Raw genomic sequence first — 24,827 nt, forward strand, 5'->3', positions numbered from 1 at the left:
TCGACCTATACCTCTAGTGTATAGGTCGATTCTAACTCTCTAACCCGCTCGCAGGGGTGCCCACCATTCCTCATTGTCAAGATACCAGTTCAGTGTCTTAAAAATCCCCGAGGCAAAAGTCTCCGCTGGCTTATAGCCCAATTCAGAGGTAGTTTTCGATGCGTCAATGGCGTACCTTCTGTCGTGACCTGGCCGGTCACAAACAAACTGAATCAGCTCTTCGGCTTTACCTTGTTGTGCCAAAGTCGCCTGCGGAAATTTTTGTGTTAATTCGGGGCGCTCGTTAAAGGCTTTGTTCGTCAACTCACATAACAATTTTACAATATCAATATTGGCCCATTCATTATGGCCGCCAATATTGTAGTTCTCACCTATTTGTCCTTTTTCCAGAACCAGTTCGATTCCCCTGGCATGATCTTCAACGTATAGCCAGTCCCGAATTTGCTTGCCATCGCCATAAACTGGTAGTGGCTGATCATGCAAAATATTGGTAATGATCAATGGAATCAGCTTTTCAGGGAAATGGAACGGCCCATAGTTATTGGAACAATTGCTGGTTGTGACTTCCAAACCATAGGTATGGTGATAAGCTCGAACTAAATGATCACTGGCCGCCTTGCTGGCTGAATAAGGCGAATTAGGGGCGTAAGCGGTAGATTCGGTAAAGGCTGGATCTTCCGGTCCCAGACTGCCGTATACTTCATCGGTGCTGACATGATGAAAGCGGTGCGCCAATACCTCTTGACCAGCTGCCTTGGGCTCATCAATCCATACTTTTTTCGAGGCCTTGAGCAAACTGTAAGTACCAATGATATTGGTTTCAATAAACGCATCTGGTCCACTAATAGACCTGTCCACATGGGACTCCGCAGCGAAATGTACTACGGTGTTAATCGCCTCTTCCCTTAACAACCGCTCAACCAAAGCGGTGTCACAGATATCGCCTCTCACAAACTTAAATTCAGGCTTTTTACTGACCATGGCCAGATTCAGTTCATTACCTGCGTAGGTTAATGCATCTAACACCACAACGCTGTCCTGTGGGTGTTTGGCCAGCCAATAATGCACAAAGTTGGCACCAATAAAACCGGCTCCCCCTGTTACTAACATTCGTCTTGTCATTTACTTTACCTTGTTAGGCCTTTGCCAATGCCAAAGGCCGTCAATTCATTGTGGCTTGTCAGCTAACGCGCCAAGCAGTTCTCTTAGCGGTTCACGCCAATGGCGGCCAGTGAGTTCGGAAAAAGCGGCACGTAAGGATTGCTTGTCCAATACACTATAGCTAGGGCGCTTTGCCGGCGTTGGGAAGGCAGCGGTAGGAATGGGGGAGATAGGTATACGTCTGGACAAAAGTCCGTATTCGAGAGCGATTTCCTGGATAGCGTTGGCAAAATCATACCAACTGGCTACCCCTTCATCGGTATAATGATAAACCCCTACTATTTTCTTCTGTGCAGCTTCTATGCAAGCCTTCGCCAGCCCTGATGCTTCGGTGGGTGAACCGATTTGATCGTCAACAACCGACAGGTATTCACGCTCTTGCATTAATCGCAGCATGGTTTTAACAAAATTGTTGCCGAACTTTGAATAAACCCAACTAGTTCGTAATATGCAGCTACGCTCAGGCAACACTTCTGTTAATTTGCGTTCGCCAGCAGCTTTAGTTGCCCCATATACACCGAGAGGCGACAATTCATCTGTGGGCAGGTATGGCCTGCCATTCTGACCGGAGAATACATAGTCAGTAGAAACATGAACCAGATGCACCCCGTGTTTGTTAGCATAAGTCGCCAAATTACCGACAGCGGTACAGTTAATCAGGTGAGCTAATTCCGCTTCTGTTTCAGCCCGATCGACAGCAGTGTAAGCAGATGCATTGATAATTGCTGTAACGGGAATTTGTGCCAAGGTCGCTTCAATGCTTTCCATGCTGCCCAGATCAATCTCTTGTCTGCCCAGGCAGACGGCCTGCTCACCCAAAAGCGCGCCTAGCTCTTGCGCTAATTGCCCTTCCTTACCAATAACTATGTACATGCTCTTATCTCAACACTTAAAGGCGTGGTGCATCAACGAACAAAACTCCGGCCCTATCCTTAGCTGACAGCGAGACGTCGATACCGTCCAGAAGAGGCCAATCGATCTGCAACGAGGGATCATCATACCTGATGCTAACTTCAGACTCAGGATGATAATAATCTGTGCACTTGTACACAAATTCTGCATATTGACTGGTTACGTAGAACCCATGTGCGAAACCGGCCGGGACCCATAATTGACGCTTGTTCTGCTCGCTTAGGTAAACGCCAACCCACTGGCCAAACGTAGGTGAGCTTGCCCTAACATCAACGGCAACATCGTACACCTCGCCTGATACAACGCGCACTAATTTCCCTTGTGTTTGCTGAGTCTGGTAATGAAGACCTCTCAATATCCCTCTGGATGAGCGACTATGATTATCCTGCACAAACTGAACATGAGCGCAATGTTGACGAAACCAATCATCACGAAAGGTCTCCATAAAAAAGCCTCTCTCATCACCAAATAGGCGTGGCTCAAGGATTTTCACATCGGGGATAGTTGTTTCAATAACTTGCATTACGCGCCTACTTAACCTTGTCGTGCAATATTTTCATTAAGTACATTCCATAGCCACTTTTAATCAGGGGACTGGCCAAGGCTTGTAACTGCTCAGCATTGATATAGCCTTTTCTGAATGCTATCTCCTCGGGGCAACTTATTTTAAGCCCCTGACGTTTTTCAATTGCAGCAATAAAATTTGCCGCATCCAAAAGACTGTCTAACGTGCCGGTATCGAGCCAGGCCGAACCCCTGCCAAGTAATTCAACACTCAGCTTACCAGCCTGCAGATACAAAGAATTCAGGTCTGTGATTTCCAGTTCATTTCTTTTGGATGGCTTAACTTGTTTTGCCATCTCAACAACATCGCTGTCATAAAAATACAGGCCGGTTACTGCATAACTTGATTTGGGTTGAGCGGGCTTCTCTTCAATGGATAAGGCATTCCAGTTCTCATCAAAGTCAACCACCCCATAGCGCTGTGGATCGTTGACATGATATCCGAACACCGTGGCACCCACTTCGCGTTTGGCAGCATTCAGCAAAGAAACTTGCAGGTCATGACCATAATAAATATTGTCCCCCAGAATCAGCGTACAAGCATCGTTTGCAATAAATTCCTCGCCAAGAATAAATGCTTGCGCCAGTCCATCTGGAGAGGGCTGCACAACATAGCTAAAATTGAGCCCCCATTGACTACCATCACCTAATAATGCAATAAACCGACTCTGCTCTTCGGGCGTGGTAATGATTAAGATATCCCGAATACCAGCCAGCATCAGTGTAGATATGGGGTAGTAAATCATCGGTTTATCATAAACCGGCATAAGTTGTTTGCTGACTACGCTGGTTAGAGGATGTAAACGCGTCCCCGAACCACCAGCCAATACAATACCTTTACGCATTAGCACCTCTTCTACAAAAACTTAGTTATTAGTTCAATTCAGGATTTAGAACAGAACACTCAGCGCAGCTCGTCAACCGTTGCCAGAATAATTCGCCCGATACCAAACATCATCAGCGAAACAGCTAAAAACAGTGCCAAGCTATAAAAAGTACGAGGGTATCTTGCATCCTCCGGCAAGGTCGATGTTTCTACTACGACAAGGTACTTTAACTGCCTGTATGCTTCTATCCGTGATTTTTCCAGCGAAACCAACGATGCGGACAATGCTTCAAGGGCAAATTCAAGCTCGGTCTTTAACCCTGCAAACCTTGCTTGTACCTCATTCACCCCAATGACTTCACTGCCAGATGTAGGGGTTCGATCTTTTGTCAAGCGGGTACGTTCTTCAAGCAATTGCTGCTTGAGACTCTTTAGTTGCTCCCGGGCTTGTATAACCGGGGAGGCTGTATCACTCATACTACCTTTAAGAGCCCGCAGCTCGGCTTCTTTAGCGGCAATCTGCCCTTCAAGCGCATAGGTTATTTGTTGCAGAGCCATTCCCTCAGCAACAGGATCCAACAAATTGTACCGACGCTGAAACGACAACAGATCCTGTTTCGCCTTTTGCAGTCTGCTTTCTACTTGTTCATGTTCACGCTTCACAAAAGTCAATTGAGCTTCAGCCAGTTGATTACCAATTTTATTGATATACCACTCTGCTCGGCTGACGATGGTTTCATTTAACAGGCGCGCATATTCTGGTGTATATGCCTGAGTTTTCAGCTTAATCACTTTGGAAGCGTCATCCACTTCAACTTTCACGCGTGTTTGATAATACGCCAAGCGATCTTCGAAACTGGCATTTGATGCTAATCGACTGAATACGTCAGCATTACTGTTACTGAAGTGCTCCGAAAACCCAATGGTTTCCTCCAGATATGCCAGTAAGTCACTTGATTGCATAAAAACTTCAACCAATTCAGTATCTGGACTGGCACTTTTACCTGTCAGACCAGACAACAGTGCCATTGAAGGATCTAGCGTACTTGCGCCATTAGGTTGTTGAACAATAATCTGGCTTTGACTTTCAAACCTGTCGCTGGCTAGCAGACTAAGGTAAATGGCAAAGGCTAGAAATGGCAGTATCACAAGCAAGACAAGCGGTCGCAATAACAGCTCTTTCATGTTCCAGGCCTGAAGAGCAGTGATTACCAAATCGCCTGTTTCAATTTGTGGCACATCCGATTTGTCAGTGAGCCTATTTGACTCACTTGAAGAGCTGCGCATTACGTCAGGTTCAATTTGTTTAAGTATTTGACCAGTTGTCTTAATTTTCTGTTTAATAACAGGTGAATTTGGCTGTAAAACCCTGGCTCGTTGGTAGATTCTCAATGCTAACGCAGGATCGCTATCTACCAACTTATCTGCGGCCGAGACCAATCTGACCGGGCGTCTCCAATCGCCTTCTTGTAAATGTTCTTTTCTGAACACTTCCAAACGCTTTTCTAATAATTGCTGAGATTCACGAGTCATGTTCTATAAAGCCTGATAATGACGAATTCCTTCGTCTAAATCGTTATAAAAAGTGAGTTCTCCAGCATGCAATACTATGGCACTGTCACAAAACTGACGGATATCACGCATATCATGACTAACCATTATCACGCTGGCGTCCCGACTTTTTTCCAACAACGCTTGTTTTGCCTTACGCTTGAACCCGGCATCTCCAACAGATGTAACCTCATCAATCAGATATACATCGAAATCTATTGCAATTGAACAGGCAAAAGCCAGCCTTGAACGCATTCCGCTGGAATAGGTCTTGACCGGTAACTCATAGTTTTTGCCTAACTCGGCAAATGCTTTAACCTTATCTTCATATTCCAACAGGTCATTAACACCATTAATCCTTCCGATAAATCTGGTATTTTCTCTGCCCGTCATTTCGGCATGAATTCCTGTCGCAAGCGCAACTGGCCAAGACAGCTCTAAGTGCGTAACAACTTTGCCTTTATTAGGATACTCGCTACCTGCTAACAACCTAAATAAAGTAGACTTACCAGCTCCATTTGATCCGAGAATGGCAATATTATGATCTGTAGGTATTTCAAAAGATAAATCTTTAAAAATATACTTCTTTCCGAGTTCAGTTTGATAAAATTTAGTTACACCCTGTAGTTTTATCACCGTGAAATCGCCTTCTTCCAACACGCCTGATAAACAGACAAAGAAAGAAAAGTCGATATAAGTACACATATCGCTAAGTAAGAATTACTCACTCCGACCAGACCATAAGATGGATAAGCAGCAAAACGGCTTAACTCAATGGCATGTAGAATTGGGTTCCAATCTAATAGCCACCAATAATCACTAGGGAAATCCTGCAGGGAGAAAAACACTCCCGAGATAAAAAACAGAGGCCTGGTCATAAGACTTTGTATCTTATCAATTTCAGGAATGTATAAAACAGCAATGCCCACTAAAAAGCCTAAGCTGAGTGAAAATAGCCACAGTATCAAGAAATAAAAAATGAAGCTAAGAGGATCTGAAAGCTGAAAATCAAGGTTAAGAAAATACATCATCAGCCCCATTCCTAGACTGACAAAGATCTTTATCAACAATTCAAACAATCCACTAGCTAGTACAACACTAATTGGCTGAACTTGTCTAAATGCGAAAAGTGCTTTGTTCTTTTTTATCGCCTTCACACCCGCAGTAAAGGTTTGCAGGAAACACTGAATTAGCACCATACCAAATGCGATAAAAACAAAGGTTGGAATGGTATGGGTTTCACCTTGATCAAGGCGTCCGCGGAAAAAAGACAAGACAAAAATAAAAATAATAGGCTGGAGAATTGCCCATCCAATTCCCAAGCGATCATTAAAACCGACTCGTATTTCTCTGGCAAATAATGCAAAAATTACATCTTTCCAGATGACCCAGGGGTTTCTTTTTGTCTTTCTAGCCAATGGTGATCTCCCATATCCCCCTATATTCAGGATCAATCCTTAAGGGCGACATTGGCAGCCACAGCAATTTGGTAAACTATTTGTGTGATGTCCTTCACAGCTTGCAGAACTTTGGTATCGACTTTCGGTAATACAATGATTTCATCTCCAGGACTTATCTGCTTAAGTTGCGTTCCTGAATACCAACTCCCCTCACCAATATCCATAAAAGTCGTGAGCCCGTTGGCATGCACCACAGCGATTCGATCGGGTTCGGCTCTTTCAGTGAAGCCGCCAGCCCAAACGATATAATCACTTATACTTGCACTGGGATTATGAACAACGGCTTGGGGCAGTAATACCTCACCGGCAATATTCACCAAATCACTCTTTTGCGGAATGACAACTTCATCCCCTTCTTCCAACCTTATGTTGGCAGTATTTCCGTCACCAGAAACAACTACTTTTCCCAATGGTTTTATTTGTCTTGCGCGCTGAACAAAATTAGCGACTAACTTTGCCTCCTCCGCTCTTATTCCAGCTTCTCCGGTAGATGATGTAGGGGCAGTAAAAACACTTCGTTCGAGGCGCTGCAGCGATTCATCAATCATACGTTTCTGTGCAGCAGCGACACTTTTCCTACGTAAATAAATCGAGCCAAGGTTAGCTTGCTCTTTGTCCACCTGAATATAGCTGAGCAGTTCCATCAGACGAGTATCTCGTTTCACAGCATAGTAAGAAGGCCCTAGGTAACTTCCAGACACTTTGATACTGATTACGTCAGCGCGTAAGTCATCATTAAAAAGTACCCTGTCACCATCCTGAATAGAAAAACTATCAAAATCTCTTATTGGCAAATAAACAGAGAGTGGACCATCTTCCCTATTCCCAATTATGCCCACATGACTTGCCTTTGTTAGTGGACGCGCATAATAACTGAGCTCGCTCCCCATGCTAGACTTATCTTTCAACTCAAACGTAAAGGGGTATCTCGCGGCACCATCCACAACAACAGAAGGCCCTTGCTGCCCCACTAACAACACATCATTGTCTTTAAACGGTACATTTGCCAATTTTCCATCTCTTAGAAAATGGTATAGGTCAAATGACAAGATTACTTTATCGTCACGGAGTAAAGAGATTTCACGATAGCTCCCTCTCACAGGGTCAATACCACCAGCTCGTTGTAAGTATGAAAGCACTGAATCAGACGCCAAACCGGCATATTTTCCCGGTCTAATGACGGGTCCCGTTACAAAAACGCTAACTGGTGTTGCATTAAGCAAATTAACGTATACGTTGACATTGTTGACATAGACCGCCTTTATCTTATCAGTTACCGTTTTGTTTAAACTACCGGCAGGCAAATCTAATACATGTACGGGTCCCACTTCAGGAACAAAAAGGTTACCTTGGTTATCTACCGTTAAAACTTCTGCAAAATTAACCGCACCCCAAAGCCAAATGGATACTTTGTCGCCCGGAGAAATTTTATAGTCGGGGTTAATACCATCACTACGCTGCGCTTCATACCCTCCAGTAAACAAACTGGCCCCATAGGGCTGGGGAGATAACGTTTCGCCAGACAATGCCTGATAAGCTGGAGCCACAGAGTTGCTATTTGCACTTTGCATGTATCTAGAAACATCAACCCCCTGACTTTGAACAACCGAACCAGTTTGCATCTGTGGGACTGTAGTTGACGGTATAAAACCAGACTCAGTTGCACTCTCATTGGTACTTTCAACTTGAGAATTTAACGACTGCGCCTGTAATTGGACTGTAAAGCAGGAAAGCATTAGCAGCAGAGTAAAAAAACGCTTCATCAGTTACTTCCTAAAATCCATACCAATTCGTCATTCGCTAATATAGGTCGCGTAATAAACCAATCATTCGAGCTGTTTTTCCGACAGACAACATTTATATTCTCATTCACTGAAACAGTCGATTGGAGTCGCAATTGACGACATTCATTACCCGCAGCAGAAAAGTAAAACTTTCCGATCGAAATCGTGTGACCATCATGTCTAATCTCCGTAGCTGTCTCATCGTTTAATACCCCTACGTATGAGTACGGTACATCCCTGGAAACTAGGAGAGGTGATTTTTCGACAGGTATACGAGAAGAAGACAATTGTGGCGGACCAGACGCACAACCAACTAATATGGCGGCAAGAAAGACTGTTAAAAAAAACTTCATCTTATACATAACTCTGGTATTTTATAATTCACTACGTTTACGGACTACCCTAAGTATTTTCCAGATATTTTGTAACACGTAGCTATACAATATCAAAATTGACATAAACAAACCGAACATAATGTATTCCGGCACATTTAAAACTTCACCAGCAATGCCAACCATTGCATAAATTGCACCTATAGCAATAATGAAAACAAGTGCTTTAGTCTGAGAAAAGCCTGCACGCATAAATATATTGTGTAAGTGCTGTCTATCAGGTTGAAGCACAGACTGCCCTTTCTTTGCGCGTCTATACATAATTGCCGCCATATCCATCAATGGCAAGCCTATAAGCCAAACAGCGGTGATAGGGCGCATTGCAGGTTGACTACCTTGTGTAAATTCAACCAGAAGCCAGACAATGGTCAACCCAATGAACATGCTGCCCGAGTCTCCCATAAATATCTTATTTCCCCGAAAGCCCTTAATGCTGAGATTAAAAGCCATAAATGGTACTAATGCAGATACTATTATCAGCGGTGCCATGATGGCATCTCCATTATTTGAGATCAGCATTAAGAACACCACGGCAAACAAGACCACCAGACTCATTCCACCAGCTAGGCCATCTATGCCGTCAATCATATTGAACGCATTGATAACCCCAACCACACAAATCAAAGTAAAGAAATAACCTATACTACTAATTTCTATGTCGCCATAGCCGAAAATATTGCCTAAGTCTGTGATATAATTTTGGGCGCTCCAAGCCATGATTGACGCAACAGCAAACTGACAAACCAATCGACCCTTGGCACTCAAATTGAATCGATCATCAAACATACCTAAGAGAACTACAAAAGCAGACGCCGTAAAGAACAATGGATAGTTTTTCATCCACACATCGGTAACCAGACTTGCGGTCAGAACTGCCAGAAATATTGAAACACCGCCTGTTAGTGGAACTAAACCAGTATGGCGTTTTCTATAATCAGGCGCATCAACCAGACCTAAATGTCGAGCAAAGGGCGTCATCACCACCAAAGAAAAAAAGGCGACAATAAATGCAGTAAAAAGTGGAACAACTTCCAAATACGCGAACATTATTAATCCTTGCAAAGGCCGAAACGGGTAGATCTACTCAGGGAAACAGTCATCAAATACCAATTTTATCGTTATTATTAGGCTTCATCGCATTTTCTACCTGTAATCTGACAGATAATCCCTTACCTATTACCTTGTTTAAGAATACTATCCTCAGGAAGCGCTTTGCCCGCTCTACCATGTTGTTCACAGGCGACAACCAAGCTTCCAGTATTCCGCGCAAAATGGTAACAAAGCCTAGCTCACTGCACCAGCCAGAAAATGCTACAAAATACGGCCTCTATGTTTCTTTTTGCAATCTTGGTATTGCGAATACTCGTTCAGCATTAAGCAATACAGCAAAGCAAGTGTAACACCGAATGCCTTTACATCGCTTGCATTTACCCGGCTGCGGCTGTATAACCGGGCGCTTGCAACAGGCGTGTTTGCTGGTTTTTTGTACCCACATTGCAGCTCAACCGGCTAAGCCTTTGTCTCCTGATAATTATTACTAAATAAGGAAGGATCAATGAAACCATCCGACATGAGTTTGCCGGCCCTGCGCCGCATTGAGGGGGGGCTTGGTCAATGACAACGCCTTCAAATAACAGTCAATTAGATAAGGCCTTTTTTGGCCATCCCGGCGGCTTATCCACCCTGTTTTTCACCGAAATGTGGGAGCGTATGAGTTATTACGGCATGCGCGCCCTGCTGGTATTATTTATGACCGCCAGCTTGCAAGAGCAGGGCCTGGCTATCACGGTGGCCTCGGCCACGGCGATCTACGGTTTGTACACCGGTGCGGTGTATTTTATGGGCCTGCCCGGCGGCTGGATGGCAGACCGCTTAATCGGCGGGCAAAAAGCCGTGTGGTACGGCGGTATCATTATTATGTCCGGCCATATTGTGCTGGCTATCCCTTCAGACCACACCTTCTTTATCGGTTTGATTCTGGTGGTACTGGGCACCGGTCTGCTGAAACCCAATATTGGTGCCTTGGTTGGCCAGCTTTACAGCGACAATGACGACCGCCGCGATGCCGGTTATACCCTGTACTATATGGGTATCAACATGGGCTCCATTATTGGTTATTTTGTCTGTGGTTACCTGCAAACCAATATGGGCTGGCACTGGGCTTTTGGTGCCGCAGCAGTGGGTATGGGCCTGGGTCTGATTCAGTATCGAATGACCTTACCCAAACTGGCCAATATTGGTAATGGTCCGACCGAGCCACTGTCACCTGGTGCCGCAAGGTTAAGCTGGACAATTATCGTCGGCTTTCTGATCGCATTGGCCCTGATTACTGTTTTAACCATGAATGGCCAAATCAGCATCAATCCGGTTAGCATGGCTCAGTATGTAGCTATTGCCATCACTGCGGTGTTCCTGCTGTACTACCTGGCCATTTTTATGTTTGGCAAACTGAGCGGCGATGAAACCCGTCGTTTGCTGGCACTGTTCCTGGTCTGCGTGGCATCTACTTGCTTCTGGGCCGGTTTTGAGCAAGCCGGTTCTTCGCTGAACTTATTTGGCCGCGATTTAACCGACCGTATGATTGGCACCTTTGAAATTCCCACCGCCTGGTTCCAGTCTGCCAACTCTATTTTTCTGGTGATTATGTCGCCCTTCTTCGCGGCGCTGTGGATTAACCTGAGCAAACGTATGATCAACCCTTCCTATGGCTTTAAGAGCGCCTTAGGTCTGGTAATTATGGCCACCGGTTTTATCACTATGTTCTTTGCCGCTCAGTTGGCCGCCAGTGGCCTGAAAGTGGCACCTTTCTGGCTAATTGCCACCTACTTCCTGCATACCGTTGGTGAGCTGTGCTTAAGCCCTGTCGCGCTTAGCGCAGTCAGCAAGTTGTCGCCTAAGCGCATGGCTGGCCAGATGATGGGTGTATTTGTACTGACTTACTCCATAGGCAACGTAGTAGCAGGCCTGTTGGCCGGTAACTTCGACCCGGAGAAACCAGCAGAAATGCCGGATCTGTTTATGCAAATCACCCTGTTCAGCATTGCGGTTGGCATCGTGATTTTCCTGCTGGCATTAAAAACCCGTCACTGGGAAAAACTGGCAGACAAGCCTGACGCACAAAGCGGTCCGGCCACACCGGTTGGCCAGGCACAAGCCAGCCACGGATAAGATATCAAGGGGCTGTTTGCCTTTCGAGTATAGATTTTGTTCAAATCCAGCCCCTAATGCCCGGTTCGCCGGGCGTTTTTATTTTTCTCGCTCCTAAACCCCACCAGACACTGCATCACCGGATAATTTCGGGTAAGCTTGCCGCCATTGCCAAACAAGCAACTATGCCATGAAATTGTATTTTTCTTCTCGTCACATTCCGGCCCTGGCCCAACTGCCTTTGCAGCAGCGGCTACACAAACTAAGAGAAGCCAGTAGCAAGCTTACCGGCCCCGAGAAGATGCTGCTTAACCTGGTCAAACTGCTGGTATTGCTGCCACCCTTTGTACTGATTTTACGTTTGTCCGACGACTGGACGGCAATTATTTGGGTGGCATTGCTATTGTTGGCTTATCCCTTACTGCTCAGGCCTTTACAATATGGCCTGTGCGAGAAATATATCAGTTTGGATCGCAACCAATAAGGAAGGTCTTTATGTCTCATATTCTGGTGACCGGCGGCGCCGGCTATATTGGCAGCCATACGGTGCTGCAACTTCTTGAAGCAAATCATCAGGTCACCGTGCTGGATAATCTGAGTAATGCCTCAAAAGCGTCCCTGCAGCGGGTACAAGAACTGTGTGGCAAACCCCTTAGCTTTGTCGAGGGTGATATTCGCGACGCCGACCTGCTGAACACCTTGTTCGCACAGCAGCAGATTGACGCGGTTGTGCATTTTGCTGGTCTCAAGGCCGTGGGCGAGTCGGTTGAACAGCCCCTGCGTTACTATCAGAACAATGTTTATGGCACTTTGACCTTATGTGAGGCCATGCAGGCCAATGGCGTAAAAAACCTGGTGTTTAGCTCTTCTGCCACTGTGTACGGCGACCCGGTCAGCCTGCCATTGCTGGAATCCATGCCAACCGGCCGTCCGACCAACCCTTATGGCCAATCCAAACTGATGGTGGAACTGATCCTGCAGAATCTGCACAAAGCCGACCCAAGCTGGAATATCACTCTGCTGCGTTACTTTAACCCGGTCGGTGCCCACCCCTCAGGGCAAATTGGTGAAGACCCTAATGGTATTCCCAATAACCTGATGCCCTTTGTTGCCCAGGTGGCGACCGGACGTCGTGAACAACTGGCCGTATTCGGCGATGACTATCCGACGCCGGACGGTACCGGCGTGCGCGATTATATTCATGTGCAGGATCTGGCGGCGGGCCACTTAAAAGCGCTGGATAAACTGCCTGGAGCGGGACTTAAGGTATATAATCTGGGGACCGGTCAGGGCTATAGCGTACTGGATATGGTAAAAGCCTTTGAACAAGCCAGCGGTAAAACGGTGCCCTATAAAATTGCCCCGCGCCGCGCTGGTGACGTGGCATCCTGTTATGCCGATGCTAGTCTGGCAGAACGTGAGCTTAACTGGAAAGCAGAAAAAGGCATCGAGGAAATGTGTCAGGACACCTGGCGCTGGCAGTCGCAAAATCCTAACGGTTACCAAGCCTGAACACACAATACATTCTCGCAGAGCCGCAAAGTAACTAAAACCCTTTAAAACTCTGCGAGCTTTTCTCAGCGCTCTCAGCGTCTCTGTGTGAAGATTCCGCTTTCAGCTAAAGCTACTCGCCAAGCCGCGGAGTTCGCCAAGACAATGCCCTGAAACCTCTGTGAATCTCCGTGCTCTTCGTGCCGCTGTGGTGACAATGTATTTGCGTAAAAGCAGAAAAAACCACAGAGGCACAGAGAACACAGAGGAGTTGAAGACATTGAATACTCTGCGTGCTTCACTCTGCGCCCTCAGCGCCTCTGTGTGAAGATTCCGGTATCACGCCAAGCCGCGGAGTTCACCGAGATAATGCCCTGAAATCTCTGTGAATCTCCGTGCTCTTCGTGCCTCTGTGGTGACAATGTATTTGCGTAAAAGCAGAAAAAACCACAGAGGCACAGAGAACACAGAGGAATTGAAGATCTTAAAACTCTGCGAGCTCTTCTCTGCGCCCTCAGCGTCTCTGTGTGATATATCCGAATCAGCTAACCTTTTTTAGCGGCTTTTTGCAGCGCCAGTACCAGTAAATCCACCAGATAAGACAAGTTAATCGCCTGCGGCGGTAGTACCACATCCGGATGCTGACAATCCACCAGCATCTGCAGAGTGATATCACACAGGCTGGGCAGGCGGGTGTCGCCGTATTTGCAAATACCGATAATTTTGCTGCGATGCGCGCGGTTCAGACGAATCAGTTCCTGCAAATGGTTGTCGCTGTCATCGATGCTAATCACCACCAGCACCTTGTTGTCCACCGCCTGATCGGCCAGCAGCAAGGCCAGGCGCTGATCATTAACATGCTGAACCTGTTTTTGTACCTCACACAACCCCTGCGCCAAGCGGGTAGCGGGATAGCAGCCTTCACCACTACCCTGCACCTGCACACAAGCGGCATGGGCCAGTACGGTCACTGCCTGCACAAAACTGTCGGAAGCCTCCACTTCGGCCAGATAATCAATGGTTTTCAGGGCTTCCTGGCGAATAATGTCGGTAATGGACTCCTGCTCATCGGCGCTGACAGCCTGGCCCATCTGGTTTTGCAGGCCCAGCCCCCTGGCCAGGCTTTCATTGACCGCCAGTTTCAGATCAGGGTAACCGCGATAGCCCATTTTCTGGCTGAATTTCACCACACTGGACTGGCTGACCCCCACTGCATTGGCCAACTGCTGCGACGAATAATCCCGCAGCAGATGGGTATTATCCAAAATAAAATCCGCCAGTTTCTTCTCACTGGAAGACATATGCTCACGCATGGCTTGCATCTTCAGTAAACAGGTCAAAATCTCTCCCTAGCGCCAGGTTTGATGCCCATAGGCCATTCAATTTCTTTACAAAGGTATAACGTCCTAGCATAACCTTTTTTTTATTCTGGTCACCCATTCTGTGCGTATAAGCCGCAGATTCAGGGTTTAGCCAGAATGGCTTCGTAAACCAGCGATACCACACTACCATATCGCCCCGTTTCATATTCGTCACCGGCAAAGCCGTATCCCTGCTCGTTATCTGTCACCGGGCTGTGTTTGCGGTTAGTAAGCAGAATAATGGCAAGGTCATAAGCCGGGTCAACCACCGTAACCGTACCCGTCCAGCCGGTATGGCCAATGGCCTGTGGACTGGCATAAGGGCCAAAGTGCCAGGCCCGCTCACCGTTCCCTGCGCGGCGCCAGCCCAGCCCCTGAGTGATATCTTTGTCTGATGCTTTGGCAAACTGATCCAGCACGGTTGCACTGAATATCTGCTGTTGGCCGTAGCCGCCGCGATTGAGCAGAATCTGAGTCAGCACCGCCATATCCTCGGCGCGGGAAAACAGCCCGGCATGCCCGGATACCCCGCCCATGGAATAAAAGGCCTTTTCATCATGCACTTCCCCCTGCAGGGTATAAGTACGGATATTGTCAAAATCGACCCGCCCACCGCGGCTATTGCCCTGAATTTCTGTGGCGGCAAACTGGCCCTTTACAAAGCCTTTATGTAGCGGGTTAAACATGGTGTGATGCAGGCCCAGCGGCTGGTAAATCTGGTTTTCCACATAGCTGTCCAGTTGCATGCCGGTGAGGCGTTCAACCAATATGCCCAGCAGCATATAGTCAGTGTCGCTATACAAGCTGCGCAAATGACGGCCGGTTTCAAAGGGCACCTGAGTTAATAGCAAACGCTCGGTTTTGGCCTTGTTTTGTGAAAAGAAGCGTTCGCCCAGCGCGTTATCAGGCTCATAAAAATGTATCGAGCTGGCATAGCCGGCGGTATGGGTTAGCAGATCTTTTACCGTACGGGCTTCACGTCCGGCGCCGCGGTACTCAGGAATATAGCGGCTGATAGGCTGACTGAAATCCAGCTTGCCCTGGCTGGCAAGCTTCATCAATGCATAGTTAGTGGCATACATTTTGGTGTTTGACGCCATATCAAACAGGGTGTCAACCTGCATCGGCTGGGGGCTGGGCAGCAGGCTGCCGTCATCAGCATAGACCCGCTGATTGCCATAGGCGGTCTGCTTAATGATTCTGCCGTCTTTCACCACCATTAATACCGCGCCGGGAAAGCCCTGGGCAATGTCATCGCCAATCAGTTTATCCACGGCTTTAAAGTTATAGGAGCTGGTTTTAGCCTCAGTGAGGGTTGGATAAGGAATAGTGACCCGGATCTCAGCACCTAATGGCCTAACATTAGCCACCTGCAGCACGTTGGTGCCATTTTTAGTGCGTTTAGCCAGGGAATAACGGTACTGCTGGTTAGCCTTAAATGGCTGCTGAATATTCAGCTTCTGGCCATTAATCATAATGTCGGCGCTTTGCGCATTGTGGCTATCAATAATAATCTCGCCCTGTCCGGCATATGCCTTAAAAATACGCCTGTCGTTAACATACTGCCGCTCGCTGGGGTTGTGCTGCGGAAAGACTTCATCAATCTGCCCCAATGGCGGTAGCGTTACAGGCGCAACATCCGGCAGTTGCTCTTTAGCATAACGCTGCATCAGCTTTTCAAGCCTGACAGGGAAGTACTTCTCCAGTAACGCAAACAGGGTGGCGGCGGTTTTATCACTGGCCTGCCCACTAACATGCCAGGGTAAAAAGTGCATCTGAAAGGCTGACAGAGTATCCAGTGTTTGTGCATCCATCTGCCCGGTTTCCAGCACGCCATAACCATAAGTACGCAGTGCTGCCTGCACCAGGCCCAGACTGGGCGGCGACTGGCTAAATTGTTGCCAGTATTTGTTGACGGTATCGTTGTCATACCAGGCGCCTATACCTTCTTTGTATAACTGGTACCAGGGGAAACGCGGGCCAGGGTCATTCTTGCGGCTCGGGGTGATATCGGAATGGCCAATCACTTGTGTTGGGCCGATATCCGGGTTTCGGGCCAGAATGTCTTTTGACAGTTTAACCAGCAATTCAATTTGCTTGGGATCATAGTCAGGGAAGATACACAGGCGTCCATCACCGTGCTCCGTGCTTTGTTCCGGGTCCATAAAGTGATGCCCCATCGGGCGCTCGCAGCGCGGCACATTAACGATTTCAATACCAATGGACTGGTCATTCAGGTCCTGCCGCCCCTGCCAATAGCTGCTACCAGCATGCCAGGCGCGATCGTGCTCATCCACCAGTTGGTAAACCTGTAAATCATCACCGCCAGGATAAGAATCGTCAAAACGTTCAGGAATAAGATAGTGAGAGCTCACATACTTACCAGTAACCAGCGCGTCCACCGAAGCCTGATAGTCTATGGCAGTAAAGTGCATCACCAAAAACTGCACTCTATGGTTGTAACTGTTGGATGGCATTTGCTGCACCGAGAAACTGGCACAGCCGGCTAACCCAGCCAGGGCGGCCAGGCCAACCCAGCTAACACGGGCTATTCCCTGAAAAAACGACATAACACTCTCTTTGTTTTTGTAGACCGTATGGCCTTAGTCTCTCGTTATCCGATGGTGTTTTTATTGCACCGAATTGCGTTAATACATCTTTTTGACCGCTAGCGCCGGTCAGACAAGCCAGAGAGATAGGCTTTTTCTGCCCGCTCCCCTGGACATCGCCGTTCTCTCGCATCCATGCGATCGCGGCATACGACCACCAGGGATGGTGGAAGTGCAGAAAACGCAGGAGCAGCTTTTCTGCCGACCACCATGGAAGGTGGAAGTGCAGAAAACGCAGGAGCAGCTTTTCTGCCGACCACCATGGAAGGCGGAAGTGCAGAAAACGCAGGAGCAGCTTTTCTGCCCGTCCATCCATGGACATCGCCTCTCTTTCGCATCCATGCGACCACGGCATACGCCCGCCATGGAAGGCGGAAGTGACGAAAACGCAGGAGCAGTTTTTCGTCCCGCCCATCCATGGACATCGCCGCTCTTTCGCATCCATGCGATCGCGGCATACCGTCCATCCATGGACATAAAAAATCCCCGACGGATGCGAGGATTTTATCCGGCCCTGCCAGCAGGGCCATAGTGAACCGCTTAGAACTCCACCGCCACAGAGACTTGTAGTCTGCGTGGGTTGTAGTAGTCACGAGCTTCTCCAAAGGTATCGGAGAACGCATAAGGATTAAAGTTGTAACCAGTCTGGCGATCAAACACATTGAACAGGTCAGCACGGAACTTCAACATAAAGTCATCAGTCAACTGGAAATCCTGCGTGTAGTTCAGATCTAACTGCCAATGGCTTGGACTGCGTCTGCTACCGGCTGGCTCACCATAACGGTTTGTTGCGGAAACAGTACTGGCGTAACCATACACAGTTGGGTCCCATTTCTCCCAGGGTTGACCCGACTGATACAACAAATAAGCCCCAATATTGGCATTCCAGTCCGTGGTGTAGTAACCATAAACCTTCAGCAAATGCGGTTTATCACTGCTAAGGGTTCCGTATTTGTTATCCCATGAATAACGGCCATTACCATCGTTATAGTTGGAGGAACCAACAAAAGTATTGGCATCGTTTGTCGCCGTGGTATTGTCCTGGTCAAAGTTACCGTAGTAATGGCTCCACACGTAAGAAGCATTCAGATAGGTATTATCGCCATTCCATTCAGCTTCCAGGCTTAATTCCCAATACTTGGTCCGGCCGTCATCCACTTCGGCAATTACATAAGACGACCCGCCAATTTCGGCGCGAATGGCATCCAGGTTATCAACATACAGGCCTTTATCAGCAATATGTTGTGGTACAGAGCCATTGCCATAAGTACCGGACAAACGCGCAGTATTTGGTACATCTTCCCAGAAATGCGAGCCTTCACGGTATCTGGCATGGCCACGAATAAACCATTCATCGGTTAGCTGTTTGGTTGTACCAATAGTAAATTCATCAATTCGACGTGGCTTCATATTATCCTGAAATGCCTTACCGGATGAACCCTCTCTTGGCGTAGATTCAATAAAGTTTCCGTCCTCATCAAACCATACTTCCATTTGCGGGCGGGCATTTCTATCCCAGGACGCTGCACGGGCCAATGAACTGGCTTCCGGGTTATACTGGGCAAAGTTAGCAAATACGGTGTTTTCACCGTCATAACGCCATTCCACCCCCAGACGGGGTTGGATCATATCCTTCCAGTCAATGGTATACATTTTGTATTTATTGCCAGGCGCTACTTCATAGCCTGACACAGTGCCGTCTTTAGGCCGCAGACCTTGACCGTAGTAAACATCCTTACTGATCAGTACCCCAACATTGTAGGTAAAATCACCATGTTCAATAGTGTCATTGATTTCGAAATTATAGGTTTCGATGGATGACACAATGGCTGGCACCGAGCTTTCAATATCACCAAAAGTGGATTGCTGGGTATAGCTACGATAATAAATGGGAGTACCATCTGTAGCAGTCTCCAGGCCGCCAATATAAGAAATAGAACCCCAGCCGTTAGAATCACGAATCAGCTCTTCCTCACTTTCGGCCCATTTAAAGCCAAAGTGCAAACTGTGGGTTGACTCACCCCACATCAGCTCGTGTTCAAGGGCTGTTTCAAAGCTGTCTCGATAGAAATTAATGTTATCAATCTGAAAGAAGCCACCAACTCCGCCACCGCCTTTGCGTACACCGCCCTCTAAATAGCCATATTGGTCAATTAGGGCCTGACCTGTGACACGGTCGTACCCCTCATCAGAGCGCAAGGTCGGCACATTGAAATACCCCATCTGGTCCAGATTCGAGATATCAAGCGAACCGCCAATGGTAGGCACCACACCTAAAGCCATATCAGGTACACCAGCTGTTTCCAGAGTAAACTCACTGTATTGGAAACTAACGGTTGTGTAGTCATCGATAATATAGGAGCCGTCAAATATCAGGATATCCTGGTCCGCTGTGCCGCCGGAAGACGCGCTATCCGCATCAAACTCCCCAATTGACGCGGCGGTTTCTTCCTTCTCAGAAGTCCGGTAGCTGAGGTTCATCAACAACTCGTAAGTTGGTGCCCAGGTCAGCTTGCCAAAATATTCATCCCTGACGCTCTTAAAGGGCTTAACCTCACCATATTTGGTTACTTTGCTTTGACCATCTTCTTCCGGGCGATAATAAGAGGCATAGAAAAACAGCTCATCCTCAATAAGCGGCCCCCCCAGGTTGGCGGTCACCCAGCTCTTATCTTTCTCTTCATACAGACCTTCATCAGGGGTGGCTGAAAAATTAGCATCCTCCAGCTTGTATTCTAATTTACCGTGGAATTCATTGGTCCCTGATTTGGACTTGGTGTTCATGGCGAAACCGCCAGCACGATTAAAGCCCTTAGCCTTGGCACCGCCGCGCTCCATCGACACCATTTCAATATCATGGGTTGAAGGCTCAGATGCCAGATTGCCAAACAGCGGCAGAGAAACATCCACGCCATCAAAGCCATATTTGTTATCCACTCCTGAACCACCAGCTGCCGGCCCCAGAGTGCTATTCTCGGAATACTGTACGCCTGGTACCAGCTTAAACAGGTCGCGGTAGCTCTGCCCCACCGGCAACCCTTCCACTACATCATCACCAATCGAGTTGGTCAGAGAAGAATTACCTTCACGGACAATAGCACTGCCGACAATCTGAATAATCTCTGTGTCGTCAGCCGTGGCCGGAGCCAGCACAATACTGACATTAGAAACCTGGTCCAGCAGTACATTAGCACTGGCCTTACGAACGGTGCCGTCGGCTGACGTAAATGTCAGTTCATAACGCCCGGGAATCAAGAGTGGCAGATTGTAGCTACCATCTTCGGCGGTGGTGGTGGAACGGGGCTTGGGCATTACATTACTGGTGGCGGTTACCGTTACACCACCCACGGCCATACCCTGTTGCTCGGTAACTTTACCCTTGATACCGCCTGCCTGCTGAGCCACAGCCGGGGCACAAACCATCGCACTCGCTAACGCCAGGGCAGACACGGAATAAAGAGGAGTTCTCAACGCCCGTCTTGTAGCCAATGCCAGGCGCCTTCTAGAAAAAGCAGTCTTATTGAGTTTCATGTTTATGTTATCCCTGGTTCAGTTGTATTTGTTTTAAACCAATGCACTTGTTGCTGGCTTTTTGAACAGCCGCTATTAACGCTAGCACTATTCCCGGCCAATTGAAATAACTTATTCCAAACAACTTGCAACCAAGGAATATTTACTTCATCCTGAAGTTAAGCTGCTCCTACACCAGTATGGATAAAATATCAGCAATTTCCACAATGTAAATAATTTATTATTACTTTATTATTGATTTGAAATAATATTCCTTGATACTCAATGTGTATAAAGATTCGCCGATGGACAAGGGCATAGAAAAAAGAGACCTCAGCCATGATTGATTCTGTAAGCGGTTTTATAGCGCTGGTACTGGGCTGTGCAGGCCTGCTGGCGCTACTGGAAGACAAAACCGCCAAGCGCTTTTTTGCCCTGGTTCCGGCCGTGGTGGTACTGTATTTTGTGATGCTGTGCGCTGCCAGTCTGTCGGTTTGGCAAGCCAGCCCAGCCATCGACCAGGCCTACAAAGTCAGCAAAGGCAATTTGCTGCCTGCCATGATTTTTCTGATGATGGTACAGGCCGACCTGCGCATTATCGCTAAACTCGGCCCCAGATTATTGCTGACCTTTCTGGCCGCCTCGGCCTCTATTATTCTGGCGATTATTGTGGTGCATTTGCTGATGCACAACTGGCTGCCTGCGCAGAGCTGGCAGACCTTTGCGGCACTGGCTGGCAGTTGGCTGGGCGGCACCGGTAATATGGTGGCGGTGCAGGGAATATTCAGTATTAATGAACAAAGTATGGGCTTTGCCCTGCTGGTAGATTCCATTGACTATGCGGTGTGGGTCTTTATTCTGCTGGCCCTGACCCCGCATGCCAAACTGTTTAACCGCTGGAGTGGCGCAGACAATACGCGTCTTGATCAGGTTGCCGCCCAGTTGAATGAACAACAGATTGCACCGGCCAGTGGCGCAGCTTTGCTGTTTTGGCTGGGGGCTGCCGCAGTGGCGGCCCAGACTGCTATCTGGCTGGGTGGCATATTGCCAGGCAATGAATTTTTTAACAGCACCGCCTGGCAAGTGGTGGTTGCTACGGGATTAGGCCTGCTGGTGGCCCAGTCACGCCTCAGACACTTAGGGGGTGACCGAGAGTTATCCAAATTAATGCTGTTTATTCTGATTGCCCTGATTGCCTCCAGAGGCAATGTGGCCAATATCGGCCAGGCGCCTCTGTTCATTCTGTCCGGGCTTTTGATTCTGATACTGCATGCGCTGGTGATGCTGGCCCTGGCCAAGTTATTCCGGCTGGACCTGTTTACCTGTGGTGTGGCGTCGCTGGCCAATATTGGTGGCGTAGCCTCAGCGCCGATTCTGGCGGCGTCCTACTCTCGCAGCCTGATCCCTGTTGGTATACTTATGGCGTTACTGGGCTATATAGTCGGTACCGCGGGCGGCATTTTGGTGGGCAATCTGCTACCGGCCATTTGAATTGGAAGCAAATTAATATTATGAAATTACTCTGTGCATTATTTCTGGGTCTGAGTTTCCTGACTTTCAGCGCCAGCGCTGCCGACACCGATGTTATCGGTATTCAGATGCAGCATCTGCAAAGCGAATATTGGGTCGAAAAACAAAAAGATGCCAATCAGGTACTGTTAAGCCAAACGCAAATCAAGCAGCTTAATCAGCGAACCTTCAACCAGCAGAATGAACTACAGGACCTGGCTGACCTGCCTGCGGCCTTAAGTGCAGAAGATCTTAAAGCCGCTATCGAACAGGTCAGTTCTATTCCCAGTAGTGACAGATTCTATGCCGATGGTACCCAGTTAACCAAACAGCACTACCAGCCTTATCTGGAAAACCTGAATATCACCAACATCAGAGCCTTAAACCCCGTGCGGTTTGCGCTGGTGACCGAGCGCACTCATATGCGCCGCTTCCCCTCTGCGGATAAAGCCTATAACCAGGAGATGGATCTGGATATTGACCGTTTTATCGAAACCGGACTGTTTCCCGGTGATGCCCTGGCGATTTATCACCAAAGTAAAGACGGCCAATGGTTACTGGCCCGTGCCTATCATTATCTGGCCTGGCTGCCGGCATCGTCGGTGGCCATTGGCACAAAAGAACAAGTACTGGGCTACGGGCAAAAAACGCCCTTTATGGTAGTAACTGGTGCAAAGGTGTTTACCAATCATAATCCCGAGGTTGTGCAACTGTCGGAAAAACAATTGGATATGGGTGTCAGGCTACCCCTGCTGAGTAATCAGGACGTCAATCACCGCCTGTATGGCCAGAATCCCTATGCCAGCTATGCGGTGGAACTGCCCTTTCGCGAAGCCAATGGCAGCTTGTCATTTAAACCCGCTCTGATCAGCCGTAATCAGGACCTGCACCAGGGTTACCTGCCTTTTACCCCGGCCAATATAATTCGCCAGGGTTTTAAGTTTCTCGGTGAACGCTACGGCTGGGGCCACGACTTTAACGCCAGGGACTGCACAGGTTTTGTGTCAGAGGTTTATCGCACTTTTGGCATTCTGATGCCGCGTAACTCCGGTGAGCAGGGCAAAGGCCAATATGGCCAGAATATCCGCTTTGATAAAAACAGCAGCGCACAGGACAAACTCAGCGCCCTCAACAAACTACAGGTTGGTGACCTGATTTACATCCCCGGCCATGTGGTGATGTATCTGGGTGAGGAGCATGGCCAACCTTATGTTATCCATGATGTACACGGCATGGCCTATGTGGATAAACAGGGCAATTTTTACCAGGGAGGGCTGAACGGTGTATCTGTGACTCCGCTTCTGCCCATGCGATTGTCGCAGTCCACCAGCTATGTGGACAGGATCTACACCATTAAAACTATCCGTTAGGGGTCAAAGTCATGAAAATCACTGATATCAAATTTGCCATGCTCAGGGTGCCACTTAAGACCCCGTTTAAAACGGCGCTGCGCACCGTTGAAAAAGTTGAGGATGTGATCGTTATTATCGAAACCGATACCGGTCACAGAGGCTATGGCGAAGCCCCGGCCACAGCAGTTATCACCGGCGATACCCATGGTTCGATTATTGAAGCGATTAAAACCATGATCAAACCCAAGCTGATTGGCGAAGATATTGAGGATTTAAATCGCATAACCCATCTGATTCAGGGCAGTATCGTCAAAAATTACAGTGCTAAAGCGGCGGTAGAAATTGCCATTTATGACCTGTTTGCCCAGCGCTATAACGCCCCCTTGTATAAGATCCTGGGCGGCGGCGAACCCACCTTAAGTACCGATATTACTATCAGCGTGGATTACATCGATAAGATGGTCAAAGACAGTATCGAGGCGGTAAACCGCGGCTTCGAAACCCTGAAAATCAAGGTCGGCAAAGATATCGGTGTGGACATCGAGCGGGTTAAGGCCATCTATGCGGCGGTAGAAGGCAAAGCCTTGCTGCGCCTGGATGCCAACCAGGGCTGGACCGCCAAAGAAGCGGTATACGCCCTGACCAAACTCGAAGATGCCGGTGTGCGTCTGGAACTGGTAGAACAGCCGGTCAAAGGTCATGACTTAGAAGGAATGAAGTATATTACCGAGCGGGTACATACGCCGGTGATGGCCGATGAAAGTACTTTTGGCCCCAAAGAAGTCATCGAACTGATTAAAATGCGCGCCGCCGATATTATTAATATCAAGCTGATGAAAACCGGCGGTATCTCCAATGCCATCCGTATTGCAGATATCGCCGAAACCTTCGACGTTCAATGCATGATTGGCTGTATGCTGGAGACCAGTATCAGCGTGGCCGCTGCCGCCCATCTGGCGGTGGCCAAATCACATATTATTACCAAGGTGGACCTGGACGGCCCTTCCCTGTGCGCCTTTGACCCTGTGATTGGCAATGTAAAATTTAACGGCGCCGAGATCAGTATCGAAAATACCCCTGGGCTGGGCATTAAGGAAATTAAAGGCCTGGAAATGCTGTAAGTGATGCCGCGCGCGAAAATTCGCGCTAAAGCGCGAGATAATTGAGAAAAGTGCGCGTTGCAAATAGTGAAAACATA

General features: G+C 48.0%; 20 protein-coding genes. 7 read left to right on the forward strand and 13 right to left on the reverse strand.

Annotation, left to right across the window (positions count from 1 at the left end):
* Nucleotides 1-39 precede the first annotated feature (39 nt).
* The 9 genes from rfbB to wecA form a co-directional block, all read right to left on the reverse strand.
* Nucleotides 40-1,122, reverse strand: coding sequence for a dTDP-glucose 4,6-dehydratase (rfbB, locus tag CSR04_RS21265; RefSeq protein WP_102798353.1), 1,083 nt, complete (start codon nucleotides 1,120-1,122; stop codon nucleotides 40-42).
* A 45-nt stretch (nucleotides 1,123-1,167) separates the two neighbouring features.
* Nucleotides 1,168-2,034: a dTDP-4-dehydrorhamnose reductase gene (gene rfbD / locus CSR04_RS21270; RefSeq protein ID WP_102798354.1), complete on the reverse strand. Its 867-nt coding sequence runs from the start codon at nucleotides 2,032-2,034 to the stop codon at nucleotides 1,168-1,170.
* Nucleotides 2,035-2,050: 16 nt separating this feature from the next.
* Nucleotides 2,051-2,596: a dTDP-4-dehydrorhamnose 3,5-epimerase gene (gene rfbC / locus CSR04_RS21275; RefSeq protein ID WP_102798355.1), complete on the reverse strand. Its 546-nt coding sequence runs from the start codon at nucleotides 2,594-2,596 to the stop codon at nucleotides 2,051-2,053.
* Nucleotides 2,597-2,603: 7 nt separating this feature from the next.
* Nucleotides 2,604-3,482, reverse strand: coding sequence for a glucose-1-phosphate thymidylyltransferase RfbA (gene rfbA / locus CSR04_RS21280; protein WP_102798356.1), 879 nt, complete (start codon nucleotides 3,480-3,482; stop codon nucleotides 2,604-2,606).
* A 59-nt stretch (nucleotides 3,483-3,541) separates the two neighbouring features.
* Entirely contained in the window at nucleotides 3,542-4,996 is a 1,455-nt protein-coding gene (locus CSR04_RS21285; protein WP_102798357.1) for a KpsE/RkpR family capsule polysaccharide export protein, read from the reverse strand.
* A gap of 3 nt (nucleotides 4,997-4,999) precedes the next feature.
* The gene (locus CSR04_RS21290) at nucleotides 5,000-5,650 is read right to left on the reverse strand and encodes an ABC transporter ATP-binding protein (RefSeq protein WP_102798377.1); all 651 of its coding nucleotides are present in this window, start codon (nucleotides 5,648-5,650) and stop codon (nucleotides 5,000-5,002) included.
* Nucleotides 5,647-6,432, reverse strand: coding sequence for an ABC transporter permease (locus CSR04_RS21295; protein WP_102798358.1), 786 nt, complete (start codon nucleotides 6,430-6,432; stop codon nucleotides 5,647-5,649). Before CSR04_RS21295 ends, CSR04_RS21290 begins: the two co-directional genes overlap by 4 nt.
* A gap of 32 nt (nucleotides 6,433-6,464) precedes the next feature.
* Nucleotides 6,465-8,237 (reverse strand): polysaccharide biosynthesis/export family protein, encoded by a 1,773-nt coding sequence (locus CSR04_RS21300; RefSeq protein ID WP_102798359.1) that lies wholly within the window; start codon nucleotides 8,235-8,237, stop codon nucleotides 6,465-6,467.
* A gap of 395 nt (nucleotides 8,238-8,632) precedes the next feature.
* The gene (gene wecA, locus CSR04_RS21305; protein WP_102798360.1) at nucleotides 8,633-9,697 is read right to left on the reverse strand and encodes a UDP-N-acetylglucosamine--undecaprenyl-phosphate N-acetylglucosaminephosphotransferase; all 1,065 of its coding nucleotides are present in this window, start codon (nucleotides 9,695-9,697) and stop codon (nucleotides 8,633-8,635) included.
* On the opposite strand from wecA, the gene CSR04_RS24800 reads away from it, so the two are divergent.
* From CSR04_RS24800 to galE, 4 genes are all read left to right on the forward strand, one after another.
* Entirely contained in the window at nucleotides 9,670-10,050 is a 381-nt protein-coding gene (locus CSR04_RS24800) for a hypothetical protein (RefSeq protein WP_146027222.1), read from the forward strand. The genes wecA and CSR04_RS24800 overlap by 28 nt on opposite strands.
* 214 nt (nucleotides 10,051-10,264) lie before the next feature.
* Complete coding sequence (locus tag CSR04_RS21310) at nucleotides 10,265-11,818, forward strand: peptide MFS transporter (protein ID WP_102798361.1); 1,554 nt, start codon at nucleotides 10,265-10,267, stop codon at nucleotides 11,816-11,818.
* 169 nt (nucleotides 11,819-11,987) lie between these two features.
* Nucleotides 11,988-12,281: a DUF6170 family protein gene (locus CSR04_RS21315; protein ID WP_102798362.1), complete on the forward strand. Its 294-nt coding sequence runs from the start codon at nucleotides 11,988-11,990 to the stop codon at nucleotides 12,279-12,281.
* 11 nt (nucleotides 12,282-12,292) lie between these two features.
* Nucleotides 12,293-13,309, forward strand: a complete 1,017-nt coding sequence (gene galE, locus CSR04_RS21320; RefSeq protein WP_102798363.1) for a UDP-glucose 4-epimerase GalE — start codon at nucleotides 12,293-12,295, stop codon at nucleotides 13,307-13,309.
* 524 nt (nucleotides 13,310-13,833) lie between these two features.
* Here galE and CSR04_RS21325 read toward each other — a convergent pair.
* From CSR04_RS21325 to CSR04_RS21340, 4 genes are all read right to left on the reverse strand, one after another.
* Nucleotides 13,834-14,628, reverse strand: a complete 795-nt coding sequence (locus CSR04_RS21325) for a MurR/RpiR family transcriptional regulator (protein ID WP_102798364.1) — start codon at nucleotides 14,626-14,628, stop codon at nucleotides 13,834-13,836.
* Nucleotides 14,629-14,750: 122 nt separating this feature from the next.
* Entirely contained in the window at nucleotides 14,751-17,219 is a 2,469-nt protein-coding gene (gene pbp4b / locus CSR04_RS21330; RefSeq protein WP_102798365.1) for a penicillin binding protein PBP4B, read from the reverse strand.
* The gene (locus tag CSR04_RS21335) at nucleotides 17,188-17,580 is read right to left on the reverse strand and encodes a hypothetical protein (RefSeq protein WP_146027223.1); all 393 of its coding nucleotides are present in this window, start codon (nucleotides 17,578-17,580) and stop codon (nucleotides 17,188-17,190) included. Before CSR04_RS21335 ends, pbp4b begins: the two co-directional genes overlap by 32 nt.
* Nucleotides 17,581-17,798: 218 nt before the next feature.
* Nucleotides 17,799-20,729: a carboxypeptidase regulatory-like domain-containing protein gene (locus CSR04_RS21340; RefSeq protein WP_245921807.1), complete on the reverse strand. Its 2,931-nt coding sequence runs from the start codon at nucleotides 20,727-20,729 to the stop codon at nucleotides 17,799-17,801.
* Between the two features lie 378 nt (nucleotides 20,730-21,107).
* On the opposite strand from CSR04_RS21340, the gene CSR04_RS21345 reads away from it, so the two are divergent.
* From CSR04_RS21345 to CSR04_RS21355, 3 genes are read left to right on the forward strand one after another with little or no spacing between them, the layout of a single operon-like run.
* Nucleotides 21,108-22,259, forward strand: coding sequence for a DUF819 family protein (locus tag CSR04_RS21345; protein WP_102798368.1), 1,152 nt, complete (start codon nucleotides 21,108-21,110; stop codon nucleotides 22,257-22,259).
* 20 nt (nucleotides 22,260-22,279) lie between these two features.
* Complete coding sequence (locus CSR04_RS21350; RefSeq protein WP_102798369.1) at nucleotides 22,280-23,647, forward strand: SH3 domain-containing protein; 1,368 nt, start codon at nucleotides 22,280-22,282, stop codon at nucleotides 23,645-23,647.
* Between the two features lie 11 nt (nucleotides 23,648-23,658).
* Nucleotides 23,659-24,750 (forward strand): dipeptide epimerase, encoded by a 1,092-nt coding sequence (locus tag CSR04_RS21355; RefSeq protein ID WP_102798370.1) that lies wholly within the window; start codon nucleotides 23,659-23,661, stop codon nucleotides 24,748-24,750.
* Nucleotides 24,751-24,827: the final 77 nt, after the last annotated feature.

The organism is Bowmanella denitrificans, from assembly GCF_002887595.1.
In the GTDB taxonomy this organism is placed as follows: domain Bacteria; phylum Pseudomonadota; class Gammaproteobacteria; order Enterobacterales; family Alteromonadaceae; genus Bowmanella; species Bowmanella denitrificans.

Coding starts and splice junctions, on each gene's coding strand:
- rfbD (WP_102798354.1), bottom strand. CDS start 2,034: ATGTACATAGTTATTGGTAAGGAAGGGCAATTAGCGCAAGAGCTAGGC.
- CSR04_RS21345 (WP_102798368.1), top strand. CDS start 21,108: ATGATTGATTCTGTAAGCGGTTTTATAGCGCTGGTACTGGGCTGTGCA.
- rfbB (WP_102798353.1), bottom strand. CDS start 1,122: ATGACAAGACGAATGTTAGTAACAGGGGGAGCCGGTTTTATTGGTGCC.
- wecA (WP_102798360.1), bottom strand. CDS start 9,697: ATGTTCGCGTATTTGGAAGTTGTTCCACTTTTTACTGCATTTATTGTC.
- CSR04_RS21285 (WP_102798357.1), bottom strand. CDS start 4,996: ATGACTCGTGAATCTCAGCAATTATTAGAAAAGCGTTTGGAAGTGTTC.
- pbp4b (WP_102798365.1), bottom strand. CDS start 17,219: ATGTCGTTTTTTCAGGGAATAGCCCGTGTTAGCTGGGTTGGCCTGGCC.
- CSR04_RS21315 (WP_102798362.1), top strand. CDS start 11,988: ATGAAATTGTATTTTTCTTCTCGTCACATTCCGGCCCTGGCCCAACTG.
- rfbA (WP_102798356.1), bottom strand. CDS start 3,482: ATGCGTAAAGGTATTGTATTGGCTGGTGGTTCGGGGACGCGTTTACAT.
- galE (WP_102798363.1), top strand. CDS start 12,293: ATGTCTCATATTCTGGTGACCGGCGGCGCCGGCTATATTGGCAGCCAT.
- CSR04_RS21300 (WP_102798359.1), bottom strand. CDS start 8,237: ATGAAGCGTTTTTTTACTCTGCTGCTAATGCTTTCCTGCTTTACAGTC.
- CSR04_RS21355 (WP_102798370.1), top strand. CDS start 23,659: ATGAAAATCACTGATATCAAATTTGCCATGCTCAGGGTGCCACTTAAG.
- CSR04_RS21350 (WP_102798369.1), top strand. CDS start 22,280: ATGAAATTACTCTGTGCATTATTTCTGGGTCTGAGTTTCCTGACTTTC.
- CSR04_RS21335 (WP_146027223.1), bottom strand. CDS start 17,580: ATGTCCATGGATGGACGGGCAGAAAAGCTGCTCCTGCGTTTTCTGCAC.
- CSR04_RS21310 (WP_102798361.1), top strand. CDS start 10,265: ATGACAACGCCTTCAAATAACAGTCAATTAGATAAGGCCTTTTTTGGC.
- rfbC (WP_102798355.1), bottom strand. CDS start 2,596: ATGCAAGTTATTGAAACAACTATCCCCGATGTGAAAATCCTTGAGCCA.